General features: G+C 64.4%; 15 protein-coding genes and 1 tRNA gene. 6 read left to right on the top strand and 10 right to left on the bottom strand.

Annotated elements, in window-relative coordinates:
* Positions 1–29: 29 nt before the first annotated feature.
* Complete coding sequence (locus tag LB552_RS10620; RefSeq protein WP_224605060.1) at positions 30–1,592, bottom strand: winged helix-turn-helix domain-containing tetratricopeptide repeat protein; 1,563 nt, start codon at positions 1,590–1,592, stop codon at positions 30–32.
* Positions 1,593–1,701: 109 nt separating this feature from the next.
* Here LB552_RS10620 and LB552_RS10615 point away from each other — a divergent pair, with 109 nt between their 5' ends.
* Positions 1,702–2,163, top strand: coding sequence for a cupin domain-containing protein (locus tag LB552_RS10615; RefSeq protein WP_224605950.1), 462 nt, complete (start codon positions 1,702–1,704; stop codon positions 2,161–2,163).
* 17 nt (positions 2,164–2,180) lie between these two features.
* Here LB552_RS10615 and LB552_RS10610 read toward each other — a convergent pair whose 3' ends face one another.
* The gene (locus tag LB552_RS10610) at positions 2,181–2,870 is read right to left on the bottom strand and encodes an HAD family hydrolase (RefSeq protein ID WP_224605057.1); all 690 of its coding nucleotides are present in this window, start codon (positions 2,868–2,870) and stop codon (positions 2,181–2,183) included.
* Between the two features lie 173 nt (positions 2,871–3,043).
* Here LB552_RS10610 and LB552_RS10605 point away from each other — a divergent pair, with 173 nt between their 5' ends.
* Complete coding sequence (locus tag LB552_RS10605; RefSeq protein ID WP_224605052.1) at positions 3,044–4,177, top strand: site-specific DNA-methyltransferase; 1,134 nt, start codon at positions 3,044–3,046, stop codon at positions 4,175–4,177.
* A gap of 51 nt (positions 4,178–4,228) precedes the next feature.
* Here the strand turns inward: LB552_RS10605 and LB552_RS10600 are convergent, their stop codons facing one another.
* Positions 4,229–4,840 carry an HAD family hydrolase gene (locus LB552_RS10600; protein WP_224526337.1) on the bottom strand — a complete coding sequence of 204 codons (612 nt, stop codon included), beginning with the start codon at positions 4,838–4,840 and terminating at the stop codon, positions 4,229–4,231.
* A 10-nt stretch (positions 4,841–4,850) separates the two neighbouring features.
* Positions 4,851–6,005 carry an A/G-specific adenine glycosylase gene (gene mutY, locus LB552_RS10595; protein ID WP_224605050.1) on the bottom strand — a complete coding sequence of 385 codons (1,155 nt, stop codon included), beginning with the start codon at positions 6,003–6,005 and terminating at the stop codon, positions 4,851–4,853.
* Between the two features lie 32 nt (positions 6,006–6,037).
* Here mutY and LB552_RS10590 point away from each other — a divergent pair, with 32 nt between their 5' ends.
* From LB552_RS10590 to smc, 3 genes are all read left to right on the top strand, one after another.
* Positions 6,038–6,547 carry a DUF721 domain-containing protein gene (locus LB552_RS10590; protein ID WP_224605047.1) on the top strand — a complete coding sequence of 170 codons (510 nt, stop codon included), beginning with the start codon at positions 6,038–6,040 and terminating at the stop codon, positions 6,545–6,547.
* 154 nt (positions 6,548–6,701) lie between these two features.
* The gene (locus LB552_RS10585) at positions 6,702–7,448 is read left to right on the top strand and encodes a DsbA family protein (RefSeq protein ID WP_140847337.1); all 747 of its coding nucleotides are present in this window, start codon (positions 6,702–6,704) and stop codon (positions 7,446–7,448) included.
* Between the two features lie 63 nt (positions 7,449–7,511).
* Positions 7,512–10,970: a chromosome segregation protein SMC gene (gene smc, locus LB552_RS10580; protein ID WP_224605045.1), complete on the top strand. Its 3,459-nt coding sequence runs from the start codon at positions 7,512–7,514 to the stop codon at positions 10,968–10,970.
* 31 nt (positions 10,971–11,001) lie between these two features.
* On the opposite strand, the gene LB552_RS10575 is transcribed toward smc, so the two are convergent.
* Complete coding sequence (locus LB552_RS10575) at positions 11,002–12,714, bottom strand: HAD family hydrolase (RefSeq protein WP_224605042.1); 1,713 nt, start codon at positions 12,712–12,714, stop codon at positions 11,002–11,004.
* A gap of 249 nt (positions 12,715–12,963) precedes the next feature.
* Here LB552_RS10575 and LB552_RS10570 point away from each other — a divergent pair, with 249 nt between their 5' ends.
* Positions 12,964–13,473 carry an anthrone oxygenase family protein gene (locus LB552_RS10570; RefSeq protein ID WP_224605039.1) on the top strand — a complete coding sequence of 170 codons (510 nt, stop codon included), beginning with the start codon at positions 12,964–12,966 and terminating at the stop codon, positions 13,471–13,473.
* Positions 13,474–13,558: 85 nt separating this feature from the next.
* Here the strand turns inward: LB552_RS10570 and LB552_RS10565 are convergent.
* The 5 genes from LB552_RS10565 to LB552_RS10545 all read right to left on the bottom strand — a co-directional run bounded on the left by LB552_RS10565 (position 13,559) and on the right by LB552_RS10545 (position 17,859).
* Positions 13,559–13,633 (bottom strand) — tRNA-Gln (locus tag LB552_RS10565).
* 231 nt (positions 13,634–13,864) lie between these two features.
* The gene (locus tag LB552_RS10560) at positions 13,865–14,821 is read right to left on the bottom strand and encodes an NAD-dependent epimerase/dehydratase family protein (RefSeq protein WP_224605037.1); all 957 of its coding nucleotides are present in this window, start codon (positions 14,819–14,821) and stop codon (positions 13,865–13,867) included.
* Between the two features lie 95 nt (positions 14,822–14,916).
* Positions 14,917–15,900 (bottom strand): GDP-mannose 4,6-dehydratase, encoded by a 984-nt coding sequence (gene gmd / locus LB552_RS10555; protein ID WP_224605034.1) that lies wholly within the window; start codon positions 15,898–15,900, stop codon positions 14,917–14,919.
* Positions 15,901–15,999: 99 nt separating this feature from the next.
* Positions 16,000–17,424: a phosphomannomutase gene (locus LB552_RS10550; RefSeq protein ID WP_224605032.1), complete on the bottom strand. Its 1,425-nt coding sequence runs from the start codon at positions 17,422–17,424 to the stop codon at positions 16,000–16,002.
* A 90-nt stretch (positions 17,425–17,514) separates the two neighbouring features.
* On the bottom strand, positions 17,515–17,859 hold the full coding sequence (locus LB552_RS10545) for a VOC family protein (RefSeq protein WP_224545796.1): 345 nt from the start codon (positions 17,857–17,859) through the stop codon (positions 17,515–17,517).
* Positions 17,860–17,976: the final 117 nt, after the last annotated feature.

Here is a 17,976-nt window from a genome sequence, read left to right as displayed (position 1 = left end):
TGGCCAAACGAAACAGACGTGTTCGTCGTCTATTCAGGTAATCCGGCTGCCCGTAATGCGCTGCCAAGAGCCTGCGCGAGCGCTGGCGCGCAATTCACGCCTGCAAACTGGCGGCTGTAGCGAAAGCCAGGCTGAAGCTCGATCACGCGGGCGGCGGCCGCCCTCGCTTCGTCCAATCGGCCAAGCTTGGCCAGCGCGGCGGCCAATTGCACATAGGTGATGCTGTGCGCCGGATTGGCTTGGACGGATTTGTAGGCGGCACGGCAAGCCTCTTCGTAACGGCCGCGCAGCAAATGGCTCATCGCCTGCGCGTCAAATGCGGCCCAGGCCCAGGAATCGAACGGGCTCAGCCGTATTCCCTGCTCGCTCCACTCTATTGCGCGCTCTGCTTCACCGCTCCATCCGAGCATGACGCTGCCGAGGATGTAGGTCAGCGCCGACGACGGGCTGATGGCAAGCGCAGCTTCCAATGCCGCGAATGCGCCGGCGCGATCATGCGCATCCATTCCGATGGAAAAGCCCGCCCATGTGAGGGCGAGCGCATCATCCTGCCCGTGGACGATGGCCGAACGCGCGTGGCGGATCGAAGACGCACGGTTGATCTCCTGCAGGCCGGCGCGAAGGAACAGGCAATGATGGCACATCGCGGCATTGCCATGCGCCAGCGCATAGGCCGGTTCGAGCGCGAGCGCACGCTCGAGAAGCACCAGCGCCCTGGTCACCTGATCCGGCATGCCTGAATCCACGTCAGGCTGGGCCTGCAGCACGAGATCGTAGGCATCGAGACTGTCGGGGCGCTTGCGCTTGACTCGTTCGATTTCGGCTTTCCGCACGCTCGGCGCAATCGCTCCTACTGCTGCCAGTGCGATCTCGTCTTGGAGCGCAAAGATGTCTTCGGAGCTGCGATCGTAGCGCTCGGCCCAGACATGAGCGCCGGTCGATGCATCGATCATCTGCGCGGTAACACGAACGCTGCCGCCGGCCTTGCGCACGCTGCCTTCGAGGACATAGCGAACGCCAAGCTCGCGGCCGACCTGCTTCACGTCGATGGCGCGACCCTTGTAGCTGAAGGTCGAGTTTCGCGCGATGACGAACAGCCATTTGATGCGCGCCAGGCCTGTGATGATGTCGTCCACCATCCCATCGGCAAAATACTCCTGCTGCGGGTCGCCGCTCAAATTCGAGAACGGCAGGACCGCGATCGAGGGCTTCTCAGGCAAGCTCGGTGCCGACGCGGCGCGGGTGGTGGCCGAGGTGTCGGGAACATTGGTGGCGACGGCCGGTCCGACATAGCGATAGCCGCGGCGCGGCAAAGTCTCGATCCAACTCGCGACATTCGCGGCGTCGGCCAGAGTCCGGCGCAAGGCTGCAATCTGAACCGTCAGATTGTTATCGGCAACCGCCGATCCGCCCCAGCCGGCATCGATCAGCGCGTCCTTCGATACGGGTTGGCCCGCATTCTGGATCAGCAGCCGCAGCAGCGCCACGGCGCGCCGCCCGAGCATGGTCGGCTCGGCGCCGTAAAAGAGAATGCCCACCTCGGGATCGAGGCGGAACGGGCCGAACTGGTAGGCGTCGCCCCTGGCTGTCATTGGAGTCTTTTAGCAAATTTTTGGCAACGGATTCACGACTTTCCGGTGTGAGCAGCCGATGTTGCGCGAACGCTTGCCGCAATCAAGCGCCCTGTCAGAGGAGGATAAAATGAGCGCTGATGCCGTCATCCGCATGCCCGACGAGAAGAAGGGCGTCATGTTGCGTGGCCATCCAATGGCTTTCCTCGTTACCGATGAAAATACCAGGCACACCAGCATGTTCGACTGGACGATCCCGCCGGAATTCGCCACCGGGCGGCACGTTCACCGGGTGCAGGAAGAGACCTTTTATCTGCTCGAGGGCGAATGTGAATGGCATGTTGGCGACAGGACGATTCGGGCAACGCCCGGCACCTTTCTGTTCATCCCGCCGGGAATGCCGCACAACATCACGAATGTCAGCGAGAAGCCGGCGCGCGTGCTGATGACCGTCTCTCCGCCCGGTCACGAACATTACTTCGAAGAGCTTGCCGAACTCACGGCGCAGGGCGCGCCGGATCCGAAAGCGCTCGCCGATCTGCGAAACCGCTACGACACAGACCAGCTGTCGACGCTGACGACGCGCTGCTAGCCGGATCCCTTGGGTTTCTAGGCGTCTTCCGACCACTCCGACAGCGCCGCGATCGTGCTGTTGAGCTCCGCCCAGCGCCGGATGACCGTTTCGGCGCCGGCCTCGGTCAGCGCATCGGCATGGCCCGGATAGCTGTGCCCGGCGCCGGTGAAGCCGATGACACGCATGCCGGCGGCCCTGGCGCCGGCGATGCCGTGCACGGAATCCTCGATCACGAAAGTGTTTTTCGGGTTGGCGCCGAGCTTTTCGGCGGCGTAGAGGAACACGTCCGGCGCCGGCTTGGTCTTCTTGCTGGGAATATCGAGGCCCGAAAAGATGCGGCCGGCGAAGAACGGCAGCAGCCGCACCTTCTCCAGCATGAATTCGACCCGCTCAGTGCGTGAATTGGAGCAGACGGCGCGCGGCGCGGTTACGGCCGCCACCGCCTCGCGAGCGCCGTCGATGATGCGAATGTCTGCGCGCAGCTTGCGGTCGACGAGTTCCTCCTCGCGGTCGATCAGCGAGGCCTGGAATGGGATCCGCGACTTCTCCTCGACCCGCAACATGATGTCCTTGAAGGTCAGGCCGGCATAGGTCTCGGCAAGCTCCTCGGCCGAAATCTCGAATCCGGCCGACGTCAGAAGCTCGGCATCGACGCGCGCGGCGATGATTTCGGAATCGACGAGCACGCCGTCGCAATCGAAGATGACAAGGTCTGGCTGGGGCATGGCAATCCGGACGTTGAGAAGGGGAGCGTGGCATGGCTGGCCCAAGCGGTGCGGCATACACCAACGGGCCGCTCTTCGCAAACCGAGCAAGCGTCTGCAGCCTTCACTGAATGTTTACGCTGATCGGTAACCATAACAGTCAGTAAACCGTAACGCGTGCTTTGGGTGTTTTGATGTCTGCCATGCGTCTTCTCGACGAGCTTTCCCACGCTCCCCAGCGGTCCGAATGGCTGGATACCATCCTGAAAGGCGATTGCGTCGCCGCGCTTGACCGCCTGCCGGAAAAGTCGATCGACATCATCTTCGCCGACCCGCCCTATAATCTGCAGCTCGACGGCGACCTGCACCGGCCCGACCAGTCCAAGGTCGACGCCGTCGACGACGACTGGGATCAATTCGAGAGTTTCGAGGCTTATGACGCCTTTACCCGTGCCTGGCTGCTCGCGGCGCGGCGCGTGCTGAAGCCCAGCGGCACCATCTGGGTCATCGGCTCCTATCACAACATCTTCCGCGTCGGCGCCCGCATGCAGGATCTCGGCTTCTGGATCCTGAACGACATCGTCTGGCGCAAGACCAACCCGATGCCGAATTTCCGTGGCCGGCGCTTCCAGAACGCGCATGAGACGATGATCTGGGCCTCGCGAGACCAGAAGGCCAAGGGCTATACTTTCAACTACGAAGCGCTGAAGGCCTCGAACGACGACCTGCAGATGCGCTCCGACTGGCTGTTCCCGATCTGCACCGGCGGCGAGCGGCTCAAGGACGAGAACGGCAACAAGCTGCATCCGACGCAGAAGCCGGAGGCCTTGCTTGCCCGCATCATGATGGCCTCGACCAAGCCGGGCGACGTCGTGCTCGATCCCTTCTTCGGTTCCGGCACCACCGGCGCCGTCGCCAAGCGCCTGGGCCGCCACTTTGTCGGCATCGAGCGCGAGCAAGCCTATATCGATGCCGCCAATGAGCGCATCGCCGCGGTACGGCCCCTGGAAAGCGCCGATCTCACCGTGCTGTCCGGCAAGCGCGCCGAACCGCGCGTCGCCTTCATCAGCCTGCTCGACAATGGCCTGGTGGCCCCGGGCGCCACGCTCTACGACGCCAAGAAGCGCTGGGCGGCCAAAGTGCGCGCCGACGGCACGCTGGCCATCGGCGACAGCGCCGGCTCCATCCACAAGATCGGCGCCGAGGTGCAGGGGCTGGATGCCTGCAATGGCTGGACCTTCTGGCACTATGAGCGCAGCGGCGGCTTGACCCCGATCGACGAGCTGCGCCGCATCGCCCGCCTCGGCATGGAGCGGGCAGGGGGCTGATTCGCCTGAAGCTGAACCAAAACATCAACGGATCGCCGCAAGCGATTCAGATCAGGCAGCAATCCCCAGCCGCTCAAGGTCTGCTTTAAGCGTCTCGGCGTCGGTGAACAGCACCGCCTGCCAGCCGGCGGCCTTGGCGCCGTCGACATTCTTCTGGCTGTCGTCGATGAATAGCGAAGCCGCCGGATCGAGCCCGAACGAAGCGACGTGATGGTCGTAGATGGCGCGGTCCGGCTTGATCAGGCCGATGTCGCCGGAGACCGTGATGCCGCGCGGCTTTTCAAGGAACGGAAAACGGGCGCGAGCCTCGCGGAATGTGTCCGACGCCCAGTTGGTGAGCAGGGTCACGTCGCGGCCGTCATCGATCAGGCCCTCGAGCAGCGCGACGCTGTCGTCATAGGCATGCGGCACCATATCGTGCCAGTGGCGGCGGAAGTTGCGGATGTTCTCGGCATGGGCGGGATGCTCGGCGATCAGCAACGACTCGGCTTCTTCCCAGGTCCGGCCACGGTCCTGCTCGATGTTCCAGGCGCTTGTGCAGACATTGTCGAAGAACCACCGCCGCTCCTCGGCATCGGGGATCAGGCGGCTGAATGGAATGTCCGGATCGTAATGGATAAGCACCTTGCCGATGTCGAAGACGATATGGCGGATTTCGGTCATTGCGGCCCTTTCAATGCGGGTGCTGCTTTTTGGTCGCGCCCGGTATGGCCGTCTCGATTACCTTTTTCATGACGGTGGGCAGCGCTTCCCCGGAAATTTCATGGGCCAGCGACCAGAAATACCCGTCGGGCGCATCGCGCTTGACATGGGCATGAAAGATGTCGAGCTCGAGCGCGAAATGTGTGAAGACGTGGCCGATCTGCCCGGCGCGCCGCCAATCGGCGGGAAAAGGCGCGGCATCCGCCGTCGTCGCGCCATCCACCCTGGCGGTCCAGGCGGTGGTCGGCACCTCCGTCATGCCGCCGAGCAGGCCCTTGTCGGGCCGCTTGCGCAAGAGGATGGCGCCGTCGTCGCGCTCGGCGACGAAGGCGGCACCCTTGCGCAGCGGCTTGTCGTCTTTCGGCAGGCGGACCGGGAAACGTTCCGGATCGCCGCTGAGAATGGCGCTGCAATCCTCGCGCACCGGGCACAGCATGCAGCGCGGCCGCTTCGGCGTGCAGATCGTCGCGCCGAGATCCATCATCGCCTGGGCGAAATCGCCGGGCCGCGTTTGCGGGACCAGCTTTTCCACCAGGGCGCGGATTTGCGGTTTGGCTTCGCTAAGCGGCGTCTCGATCGAATAGAGCCGGGCCACGACCCGCTCGACATTGCCGTCAACGACTGCCGCCGGCCGGTCGAAGGCGATCGCCGCGATCGCCGCCGCTGTGTAGGCACCAATGCCGGGCAATTCGCGCAGGCCCTGCTCGGTGTCGGGAAAGCGGCCGCCTCGCAGCGCCACGAGGTCGGCGCAGGCCTTCAGGTTGCGCGCTCTTGAGTAATAGCCGAGCCCGGCCCAGGCCTTCATCACGTCCTCGGCGGGCGCCGCCGCCAGCGCCTCGACCGTCGGCCATTTCTCGACGAACGTGCGGAAATAGGCTTTTACCGCCTCGACCGTGGTCTGTTGCAGCATCACCTCGGACAACCAGATGCGATAGGGGTCGGGCCTTTCGCCGCGCGCAAACGCGCCGGGCGTCACGCGCCAGGGCAAGTCGCGATGATGCGCATCATACCAGGCAAGCAGGCAGGCCCCGATATCCCGGGATCCAGCTTTGCTGGTATCTCCGGATCCCGCGTCGCCGGATGCGGCCTGCGGTGATGCCTTGCGGGTCTGGTTTAGTGGTGCCATTGATCGGATGAACTGGGGACTGGAGAACGCACATGGCAGGGAAAAGGCCCTTCGGCAATCCCGTTCCGGTCAGCGATCTCGCGACCGAGATCCTCGATCCGGTGCTGAAGAAGCGCGCCGGCATCTCGATCGGGCTGGTGCAGTCCTGGGAAGAAATCGCCGGGCCTCGGCTCGCCAGCCATTCGCGGCCGGAGAAGATCCAGTGGCCGCGCCGCCTGCACGAAGACGATCCGTTCGAGCCGGCGACGTTGATCATCGCCTGCGAGGGCATGGCCGCGCTGCATCTGCAGCACGAGGCCGGCGAGGTGATCAACCGCGTCAACGCCTTCCTGGGTTTCAACGCGGTCGGCCGCATCAAGATTCTGCAAAAACCGGTGCTTTCGCAAAAGGCGTGCCCAAAGCCGGCGCCGCGGCCTTTGAGCGAGGCCGAGAAATCGAAGCTTTCGCGCATGGTCGGCAAGATCGAGGACGACGGCCTGCGCGGTTCGCTGGAGCGGCTCGGCGCTACAATTATGGGTGAAAGGAAGCCCAAAGGGTCGTAAGAAGCGTCATGAATGCGTTACCGATCTCGCGCATTCGTGATGCTTGTGATCAAGTTTCCCGATTGGATTGGGGATCGCGATGCCTTAATTCGCGCCAACTCTCGCCTTTTCTAGCCCTTGCATTGCAAAATCCAACCGATATCAGGTGATTCGCATGAACCGTGCCCCGTTTGGCAAAAGTCTGTCTCGCAGAAACCTTCTGACCACGCTGGCTGCTGTTCCTGCGGTGGCGCTGCTTGCAGCATGCAGCGACTCCGGCGAGGAGGCCAAGGCCGCCGATGTGAAGCCGGCCAACCCGTCGACGCCTGCCAAGCCGGCCGCGACGCCGGCGGCGGCCCAGGTGCCCGAGGCGCAGGGCACCGTCGACATGGCGGAGCTGCTGAAGCCCGGCGCGCTGCCCGACAAGCAGCTCGGCAAGGACGACGCCAAGGTCACAATCGTCGAATACGCATCGATGACCTGCCCGCATTGCGCGCATTTCAACGACACCACCTTCCCTCAGTTGAAGTCGAAATACATCGACACCGGCAAGGTCCGTTACATCCTGCGCGAATTCCCATTCGACCCGAGCGCTGAGGCCGGCTTCATGCTGGCGCGCTGCTCGAAGGATAATTACTTCGCCATGGTCGACGTGCTGTTCAAGCAGCAGCCGAGCTGGGTTGGCGTCAGCAACACCAAGGAAGCGCTGCTGCAGATCTCGAAGCTTGCCGGTTTTACACAGGAGTCCTTTGAGTCCTGCTTGACGGACCAGAAACTTCTGGACGATGTGAGAGCAGTCCAGAAACGCGGAGCGGACGAGTTCAAGGTCGACTCGACGCCGACCTTCTTCATCAATGGAAAGACCTACAAAGGGGCGATGTCGATTGAGGAAATGTCGGCCATCATCGACCCTCTGCTCTGACATCCAGGCCGCGCCGAAGCGGTCCGGCTTTGGCGCGCACCCCTGTAGTGTTGGGCGGCGCGAATGAAGTTTTCGCGCCTTCGCCTCCTTGGTTTCAAGTCCTTCGTCGAGCCCGGCGAGTTCGTCATCGAACGCGGGCTGACCGGCATTGTCGGGCCGAACGGCTGCGGCAAGTCGAACCTCGTCGAAGCGCTGCGCTGGGTGATGGGCGAAAGCTCCTACAAGAACATGCGCGCGTCCGGCATGGACGACGTGATCTTCTCGGGCTCGGGTGCGCGGCCTGCGCGCAACACCGCCGAAGTCACGCTTTTCCTCGACAACACCGACCGCACGGCACCCGCCGCCTTCAACGATGCCGATGAGCTGCAGGTGTCGCGCCGCATCGAGCGCGAGGCGGGCTCGCTCTACCGCATCAACGGCAAGGAAGCGCGCGCCAAGGACGTGCAGCTTCTGTTCGCCGACCAATCGACCGGCGCGCGCTCGCCCTCGATGGTCGGGCAGGGCCGCATCGGCGAGCTGATCCAGGCCAAGCCCCAGGCCCGTCGCGCGCTGCTCGAAGAGGCGGCAGGCATTTCCGGCCTGCACACGCGCCGTCATGAAGCCGAGCTCAGACTGAAGGGTGCCGAGCAGAATCTCGAGCGGCTGGACGACGTCGTCGGCGAGCTGGAAGGCCAGATCGAGAGCCTGAAGCGCCAGGCGCGCCAGGCCTCGCGCTTCAAGAACTTGTCGGCCGATATCCGCAAGGCCGAGGCAACGCTCTTGCATCTGCGCTGGACGCTGGCCAAGGCGCAGGAAGGCGAGGCGCGTTCAGCGCTTGCCGTCGCCACCACGCTGGTCGGCGACCGCGCCGCCGCCCAGATGGCGGCGGCCAGGGAGCAGGGCATCGCCGCGCACCGGCTGCCCGATCTGCGCGACGCCGAAGCCGCCGCCGCCGCCGCCTTCCAGCGCCTGTCGATCGCCAAGACCCAGATCGAGGAAGAGGCCGGCCGCATCCGTGCGCGCCAGACCGAGCTCGAACGCCGGCTGCAGCAGCTCGACGCCGACATCGCCCGCGAGGAGCGAATGGTGCGCGACAATGCCGACATCCTCGAGCGCCTGCGCACCGAGGAAGCCGAGCTCAACTCGGAAAATGCAGGTGCTGCCGAGCGCGAGGCGACCACGCGCGCCGCCTTCGAGCAGGCCGGCGTGACGCTCTCGCAAAGCGAGGCAAAACTTGCCGCGCTGACCGCCGAGCGCGCCGAGGCGGCCGCCTCGCGCCACCAGATCGAGCGTTCGCTGCGAGAAACCGCCGAGCGCCGCGACCGCTTCGCGCGCCAGCTTGCCGAGGTAGATCGCGAGCTTTCCGATATCGTCGCGCGCATTTCCGGCCTGCCCGATCCGGCCGAGAAGCGCCTGCTGGTCGAGGACGCGCTGGCTCGGCTGGAGGAGAGCGAGGCCGGCGCCATTTCCGCCGAGCAGGCCGTCGCCGAGGCTCGCGCCGCCGAAAGCGCGGCTCGCCCGCCGCTGCAGGACGCCAGGGCCGAACTGGCGCGCATCGAGACCGAAGCGCGCACGCTGGCCAAGATCCTCAACGCCGCCAGCGGCGATCTCTTTCCCGCCGTGCTGGAACAGATCAATGTCGAGCGCGGCTATGAAACCGCGCTTGGCGCAGCCCTCGGCGAGGATCTCGACGTCCCGCTCGACCGCACCGCCCCGGTGCATTGGGGCGAAAGCGCGGTGCAGCCCGGCGATGCGGCGCTGCCTGAAGGCGTGAAGAGCCTTGCCAGCGTTGTGCGCGCGCCGCCGCAGCTTGCGCGCCGTCTGGCGCAGGTCGGCATCGTCGACGGCGCCGACGGCCGTCGTATTCAGGCGCAGCTTTCGCCCGGCCAGCGGCTGGTCAGCCGCGACGGCGCGCTCTGGCGCTGGGACGGCCTGACCGCGAGTGCCGATGCCCCGACCGCCGCCGCGCAGCGGCTGGCGCAGAAGAACCGCCTGGCCGAGCTCGACGCCGAAGCCGTGCAGGCGACGCGCGTCGTGCGCGAGGCTGAGGAAGCGCTGGCTCGCGCCGAGCAGGCGATGCGCCTGGCAAGTGAGGCCGAGCGCAATGCGCGCCAGGCCGGCCGCGATGCCCAGCATGCGCTGGATGCCGCGCGTAACGCGCTGGCCGAGGCCGAGAAGGCTGGCGGCGAGCTGGTGAGCCGGCGCGCCGCGCTAGAAGAGGCACGCGCTCGCATCGTTGACAGCCACGAGGAGACGCAGGCCTCCTTCCTCGAAGCCGAGGAGATGCTGAAGGACGCGCCCGATCTTGGCGACCTGCAGCTTCAGCTCGAACAGGCTTCCGCCAACGTCTCGCGCGACCGCGCCACGCTTGCCGATGCACGCGCCGTGCATGAAGGGCTGCGGCGCGAGGCCGAGGCGCGCATGCGCCGGCTGGACGCCATCGGCGCCGAGCGCAAAAACTGGGTGGAGCGCGCCGAAAATGCCTCGACGCAGATCGCCGCCCTCGGCGAGCGCAAGGCGGAGGCCGAAGCCGAGCGCGAGCGGCTGGCCGATGCGCCCGACGAGATCGACGCCAAGCGCCGCGCCCTGCTGACGCAGCTTTCCGAGGCCGAGGCGCTGCGCAAGGCCGCCGGCGACCGCCTGCAGGAGGCGGAAAACAAGCAGGCGGAGCTCGACAAGGCGGCCACCGCTGCCATCCAGTCGCTCGCTGAATCGCGCGAAACCCGCGTTCGCGCCGAGGAGCGGCTGACCGCGGCGGATGAACGCCGCGCCGAGGTCGAGGCGCGCATCCAGGAGGCGCTGAACACGCCGCCACATCTGGTCATCAAGCATACCGGCCTCGAGGCCGACGATCCGATGCCCGACATGGCCGAGATCGAACGCCAGCTCGACCGGCTGAAGATCGAGCGCGAGCGGCTCGGCGCCGTGAACCTGCGCGCCGAGGAGGAGCAGAAGGAACTGTCCGACAGGCTGGAAACCATCGTTTCCGAGCGCGAGGATATCATCGAGGCGATCCGCAAGCTGCGCCAGGCAATCCAGAGCCTCAACCGCGAGGGCCGCGAGCGGCTGCTGTCGGCCTTCGAGGTGGTCAACGGCCACTTCCAGCGGCTGTTCTCGCATCTCTTCGGCGGCGGCACGGCCGAGCTGCAGTTGATCGAGTCGGAGGATCCGCTGGAGGCGGGGCTGGAAATCCTCGCCCGCCCGCCCGGCAAGAAGCCGCAGACCATGACGCTGCTTTCCGGCGGCGAGCAGGCGCTGACGGCGATGTCGCTGATCTTCGCGGTGTTCCTCACCAACCCCGCGCCGATCTGCGTGCTCGACGAGGTCGACGCGCCGCTCGACGATCACAATGTTGAGCGCTTCTGCAATTTGATGGACGAGATGTCGAAGACCACCGAGACGCGCTTCGTCATCATCACCCACAACCCCATCACCATGGCGCGCATGGACCGGCTGTTCGGCGTCACCATGGCCGAGCAGGGCGTCAGCCAGCTGGTTTCGGTGGATTTGCAGGCGGCCGAGGCGATGCGCGAGGCGAGCTGAAAGCTCGGCCGGTCAGGCCGGCGAACCTGCTCTACTTCTCCGCAGCCGTAGCAGGCGCCGTGTAGCGCCGCCGCACGGCGTCGATCACCAGCTTGCGGCTCTCGTCGGCCGATAATGCCTTGTTCTTCTCCGCCTCAGCCGTTTCTCGGGCGAGGTCCTTGTCCCTGATCTGTTGGCGGAACCATTTGGAATAGTCGCCGGCGCGCAGATGGTATTCCCATGTCTTGTCGTCGATGCCTTCCGCCATCTGCGCGAAGATGATGAGATTGTGGGCCCTGAGGTTCATCGCCTTCCTCGGACCGGTGAAGTAGAAGCTGCCTGCCTCGTCGAGCTCGCCTTCGGCATATTTGCGGCTGTGGCGCTTCAGCGACTGGTCCGGCTCGATTGCCTTTACGGTGAACGGCTTCTTGCCGTCGTGCGGCCGCCAGAACAGTACCCGGTCGCCCTTGGGCAACGGAATGCTCTTTGGAGCCTGGAGCCCCGTTTCCTTGCAGAAGGTCTTGATCACGCCCTTCGCCTTGGGCCCAAGCGCAATCACCGCCGTCACCAGGCCGAGCGCATCGGTCGAGATCGCTTCCGGATGGACAGTAATCAGCACCGTGCCGGGCAGCTCGATCGAAAGCACGGATCGCGTATCCCCGCGTCGCTTGGGCATCAAATGATGCGCCTCGTCGATGATCAGCCAGTGCGGCCTTGCCGTGCGATAGCGGACATTGCCGAGGCCCGGCAGCAATTCAGCGAAGAAATCGGGCCTCTCATCGACCTTCAGCGCCAGGCCGTTGACCACGATATTGGTCTGCGGTTTCTCGATCAATTCCAGCAACTGTTCCTTGTTCGGCGCGGTCGAGCCGTTGCCGAGCGGCACCGCGCCTTTCAGTCCGTCATAGTCGCCCTCGGGGTCGAAAATGCAGAATTGCAGACCCTTTTCGACCAGCCTTTCGGTGAGCGCTGTGGCCAAGGTCGATTTGCCGATGCCCGAGCTGCCGGCGATCAGCACCGTTTCCATCGGCGACAAGTAGATGTCCTTGCCGCGTGAGGTCCCGAGCAGCACGCCGCGCAAGCGTTTCTTAGCCAGCAGATGATCGTGCTTGACCAGCCTGCGGATTAGCTCCTCGACGCCCTTGCCGCGCGCTTCCTTGGTGACGAGGTCGGCGGTTTCCTTGACGGCGGGCAGCGCGTTGGCCACCGCGACGCTGCAGCCCGAAGCCCTGAGGAAGGCGTGGTCGTTTTCGGCGTCGCCGACGGCCACGACATTGTGCGGCGACAGCTTCAGGTCGTCGAGCGCTGCCGCCAACCCGGTCGCCTTGTTGACGCCGGAAGGCAGAATCATCACCGCGCCCTTGTTGAAGATGATCTCCAGCTCCAGCCCAAGCTGCTTGATGACGTCGAGCACGGTGGCTTGGTGCGGCTCCCAGGTGGCGACGATCGAGCGGCCGACGGACAGCGGCTTCACGCCGCGCTTCTTGAGCCTGTCGACGAAATCCGCGGAAGGCGAGGGGGCGATCGTACGCTCTTCCTCGCTGGCCGGCGTGTAGATCAGCGCGCCGTTTTCGGCGACCACCTTGTCGAACAGGGAAAGTTCGGGAAACACCTCCTTGAGATCGGGCAGTTCCCGCCCGGTGACCAGGATCAGCTTGCGCCCGGATTTCTTCAGCTTCTCCAGTGCCGAGATCGTGCTGGCCGCGACAAGGCCATCATGCGCCAGCGTGCCATCATAATCGGTGGCCAGTGCCATGAAATACATCGGTTGAAACCTCTCCGAACGGTGTTTGTCGGTCCGTCTGGAACGAACAACGCCTGTCGGCGGAAAAGGTTTAGGCCGATGGTTGGCGTCGAAACGATCGCGGTGTTTCGCCCAGCTCACGGCCCATACAGCGCGCCGCCCAGCCGAATTGGAGCGTACGCCGATGGGAACCCGGTCGGCAGGATCACGTTCGGTCTTGACGAGGTTGCTCCCGCACAAGGGCTCGAGCTGGAGTGAGAGGCCGATCCGATGTATGTCTTTTTGGAGGTCCTGACCGTCGTCCTCGTGGCCGGTGCGATGGCCATGGCGCTCGCCCACGCGCTGGAGCTGCCGGGCAAGTTGCTACTCGGCAGGCAAGAGTATTTCGTTGTCCAACGCATCTACTACCCGGGGTTCACGATTGGAGGCGGCATCGCGGAGATCGGTGGGATCCTCGCGACTTTTGCGCTGATGCTGACGTCGAGCGGTGCGCTCCATGTCTGGCTGATCGCCGGCGCCTTGATCGCACTCCTCGCCATGCAGTTTGTCTTCTGGTTCATGACCCAGCCGGTCAACAAGCACTGGCTGCAGGACGTGGAACTGAACGCGCCTGCCAAGCGCTTCTTCGCGACTGAAGGCAGCGACGGAGCTCCGCTTCCACCAGCGCAGGAGTGGACGGCGCTGCGCAACCGCTGGGAACTATCGCACGTTATCCGCGCGACACTGGCGATGCTGAGCCTGATCTTGCTCACCACCGCAATCGCCATTAAAGGCGCCTGATGTCCGACCGGCTTTCCGGTCAACCACGCGATGCTTCAAACGCGTTGGCCGATCGTCCGTTCGAGCTTGGCGTTGATGTGGAGTTTGGCTGGGGCGCCAGGATTCGAACCTGGGAATGTCGGTACCAAAAACCGATGCCTTACCACTTGGCGACGCCCCAGCAGGCGGGCATGCCGCGCTGCGCGCGGCCTTATAGGACGAGGCGACGCAAAGCTCAATGCCGGGAGATCAACTAAAATCGGCAGTGACGCGGGGCCGTCATTTCCGGCCAGTTCGTCGCCCGATCGCCCCGCGGTGGATCGTAAGCCGCACGCGTCGCGCGGCAGCTTCGGGCGGTGCAGGCCGCGAGCGGCTCAGCTCCGGCTTCAGGGAAGCAGGCATGCATCCTTGCCTACGCCTGGGCCACGCGTACGCGGCAATCCTCCAGGACGGCCGCAAGCGTATCGTCGAAGGAATGCTCGGGCGCCCAGCCGAGCAGGGTCCGGGCGCGGGTGGCATCGCCGACGATGCATGGCAGATCGCTCGGCCGCAGCCGCAGCGGATCCTGCTCCGTGACGATCGTGACGCTGCTGCGGGCCAGCAGCCGATCGAGGACGTCTCCCATTCGCCAGGAGAGGCCGGACGCAAGGTTGAAAATGGCGTTCGGCGCAAGATCGCGGCTCTTCAGAACCGCGCGCGCATAGGCGTTGGCGATGTCGCGCGCATCCAGGAAATCGCGCCTCGCATCGAGATTGCCGACGCGGATCACCGGCGGAGCCAGGCCCGCTTCGATCCGGGCGATCTGCATGGCGAAGGCCGGCACGGCAAATGCCTCGGTCTGGCCCGGGCCCGTATGGTTGAAGGGGCGCATTCGAACACACTTCAATCCCTGGCGCGAAAGCGCGCCGAGCGCGAGGTCGGCCGCGGCCTTGGTCACGGCGTAGTCGTCGATCGGAGCAAGCAGCGTGCCTTCGTCGAGCGGGCGTCCGGTCCTGGCGCTTTCGCCATAGACCAGGCCCGATCCGACATGAACCAGCCAGCAGTCCGGTGCCTTGTCGAGGATGGCATGGGCCACGTTGAGCGCGCCGTCCACATGAATGCGCCATGTGTTGCGGGGATCGGCCTGGGCGGCACCCAGGGCCGCGACCGCCGCCATGTGAATGACATGGGTGGGCTGGTGACGGGCAATGGCATCATGGACGGCGGCCGGATCGGTCACGTCCAGTTCTTCCACCAGGCCGAAGGCGGGATGCGGACCACCATCCTTGGAGGTCGCGGCAATGGCAATTTCGCGGCCGCAAATCCTGCGCAGCGCGTCGCCCACATAGGGCCCGACGAAACCGTTGGCGCCGGTTATCAAAACGCGCATGCCGGCCTCACGGACCACGACGAATTGTCCGCATGCGGATGCGTGGCGGAAGACTGTGCGTCAAGTCATCGACCCGTGGATGCAAGAGCTTCCTTTCAATTCCTGACAGCCGAGTGGCGCGCCAGATCGGCGTCCACCATTTCGCGGATCATATCCTCCAGGGAGATCGTCGCTTCCCATCCGAGCTTCGCCTTTGCCTTGGCCGGATTGCCGCGCAGGATTTCGACTTCCGCCGGCCTGAACAGGTCGGGATCGATGACAAGATGGTCATCCATCTCCAGCCCGACATGCTCGAACGCGATCCTGCACATATCGCGCACCGTCGTCGTCCTGCCGGTGGCGACCACATAGTCGTCTGGCTGATCCTGCTGCAGCATCAGCCACATGGCGCGGACATAGTCCCTGGAGTGGCCCCAGTCGCGCTTGGCGTCGATGTTGCCCAGGCGCAGTTCCCTTGCCAGGCCCTTCTTGATACGCGCGACGGCGTCCGTGACTTTGCGTGTCACGAATTCGATGCCGCGAAGCGGCGATTCGTGATTGAACAGGATGCCGCTCGAAGCGTGCAGGCCGAAGCTCTCGCGATAATTGACGGTGATCCAGTGACCATAGACCTTCGCCACCGCATAGGGAGAGCGGGGATGGAAAGGCGTGGTCTCCGACTGCACCGGCTCCTGGATAAGGCCGTACATCTCCGACGACGACGCCTGGTAGAAACGCGCCTCGGGGATCTCGAGACGCAGCGCCTCGAGAACATTGGTGACGCCGATACCGGTGACGTTGCCTGTCAGGATCGGCTGCTGCCACGAGGATCTGACGAAAGACTGTGCGGCCAGGTTGTAGACCTCGTCCGGCCTTACGTCGCGCATGGTTCGACTAAGACCCGACAGGTCCGTCAGGTTGCCGTCCACGATCCGCACATCGTTTTCGATCCCCAGCCATTTCAGGCGCATGGTGTTGACGTCGGCTGTGCTCGACCGCCGCGCCAGCCCGTGGACTCGGTAACCCTTCGAAAGCAGGAGCTGGGCCAGATAGGCGCCATCCTGCCCCGTAATGCCGGTTATCAACGCCGTTCTTGTCATCGATGCTCTCAGGGCTCGGGCGAGACGTGGGGCACGTGTCCCCGTTATTGTAGAGCGGGCCGCGCCCCAAGCCTGCGGCGATCGCCGGCTCCGTCTTCGTTATACGGCTTCTGATTCATCTGCCAGTGTGGTGTCGCGCGCTCGTTCCAGCGCCATTGCCACAATCTCGCTCGCCCTGTCATGGCTGGCGGCCTCGGCATAGCACCGAAATTCGGGAGCGTTGCCGGAAGGCCGCAGATGGATGATCTCGCCGCTGGTCATCCGTGCCCTGAGACCATCGGTCTCATCGACGTCCAAGACGCTGCCGAAGGGGGCAAGGAAGTGTTGCAAAGCATCACGGTCGGCGAGCTTTCGCATCAAGCCGCGCGATTTCTCGACAGGGAAGTTCTCGAGCCGTTCGCTGGCGCAGACCGGAAGGCTCCAGGTTTCGCGCAGGCCGGAAAGCGATTTTCCGGACGATGCCATCGTGCCCAGCACCGCCAGGATCGGCAAAAACGAATCCCGTGTCGGCAACGCCGACAAGATCTTGCCGTTCACCACGCAGTCCGACCCCAGAAGAACCCCACCATTGGCTTCGAAGCCGACGATAATGCCGCCTGCCTGCCGCGCGGCGTCCATTTCCTCTATGACGAAAGGGGATCCGACCTTCGTTCTCCTGACGCCGAATCCGAAAGCCTCGGAGATGCCTGAATTGGAGGTGATCGGCGTCACCACAATGTCGGCCTTGAGGAACAGCGCCGTGGCCAGCCCGATCAGGTCGCCGCGGAACAGCTCGCCACTGTCGTCGATGACAAGCGGGCGATCGGCATCGGCGTCGGCGGAGAGCACTGCGTCGAATTCGAATTCGCGCACCCAGCCTTTCACCCTCGCCATCGTTTCCTGGTCGACGGCCTCCGTGTCGACGGGCACGAAGGTTTCCGTTTTCCCGACGGGGATCACCTCGGCGCCGTAGGACCGCAGGACCTCGACCAGCAGCTCCGCCGCAACCGTGCTGTGCTGGTAAACGCCGAGACGCATTCCGGAAAGGGCGCCAGGGGGCAGAATGCCATCGACACGATCTCGAAAGGCCGCGAGCGCCTGTTCATGGCCGGCTTGCCGGTCCGCATGGGCCGGAGGCCAGGGATATCGATCCGACAGTTCCGCGACGTGACGGGTGATGGCGGCCTCGTCCGCCTTGTCGATCTCGCCCTTCGGCCCATAGAATTTGATGCCGTTGCGGTCGGCGGGAATATGCGACCCGGTCACCATAAGCGCCGCAGCGCCGTGCAGGCGGGCGTAAAAGGCGAGCGCGGGCGTGGGGATGGGACCGCAATCGACCGGCTGGAAGCCGGCCGCGGCCAATGCCGCCATGCAGTCTTCGGCAATCGTTGGACTGCTGTCGCGCAAATCGCGCCCGACGAAGACCTTGCCTTGCTGAAATCCGGTCGACCGCAAGCGCCGGGCGAAACCCTCGGCATAAAGTCCGCTTGGCCTTCCAACCAATTCGGAAGCCAAACCCCGAACGCCGCTTGAGCCGAATTTCATCAGTCTGCTTTGCTGTTGGAAGATTGCTGACGCTCATTGGAATGAGCCCGGCTGTCAACATCAAAAATAACTCGAAATCCGCGTCTTTTCCTAATGTCCCCAAACGGCCAGTTCGTTGCCGGCCGGATCAGTGAAGTGGAATCGCCTGCCGCCCGGGAAGGAAAAGATCGGCTTGACGATGGTGCCGCCAGCACTCTCGACCGCGTCCAGCGTTTCCTCGAGATTTTCGGAGTAGATGACCGGAAGCGGCTTGGCCGGCGCCTCGCCGGCATCTGCCTGGAAGCCGCCGTCGAGCCCTTCGGCAAAGGCTGCGTAAGTCGGACCGTAGTCGGTGAACGACCATGAAAAGGCGGCGCTGTAGAAGGATTTGACGCTGTCCAGCGTGCCGCCCGTCGCCGGCAGTTCAAGATAGTCGAGTTTTCCATTGAGTTTCATCACGCTACTCCACTGCGTTCCCGTTATGTTCTATATCGGTCGTTTCCCTCCAGCAAGTCTTTTTGACGCAGCTTTTGCTTAATCGATTGTAGCCGCAGTGGTTGCTTGCCGGTGCCT

The sequence above is a fragment of the Mesorhizobium sp. CA7 genome, from assembly GCF_020165015.1.
In the GTDB taxonomy this organism is placed as follows: Bacteria; Pseudomonadota; Alphaproteobacteria; order Rhizobiales; family Rhizobiaceae; genus Mesorhizobium.
The sequence above is the reverse complement of the archived record's forward strand: the minus strand, read 5'-3'. Positions and strand labels throughout refer to the sequence as shown.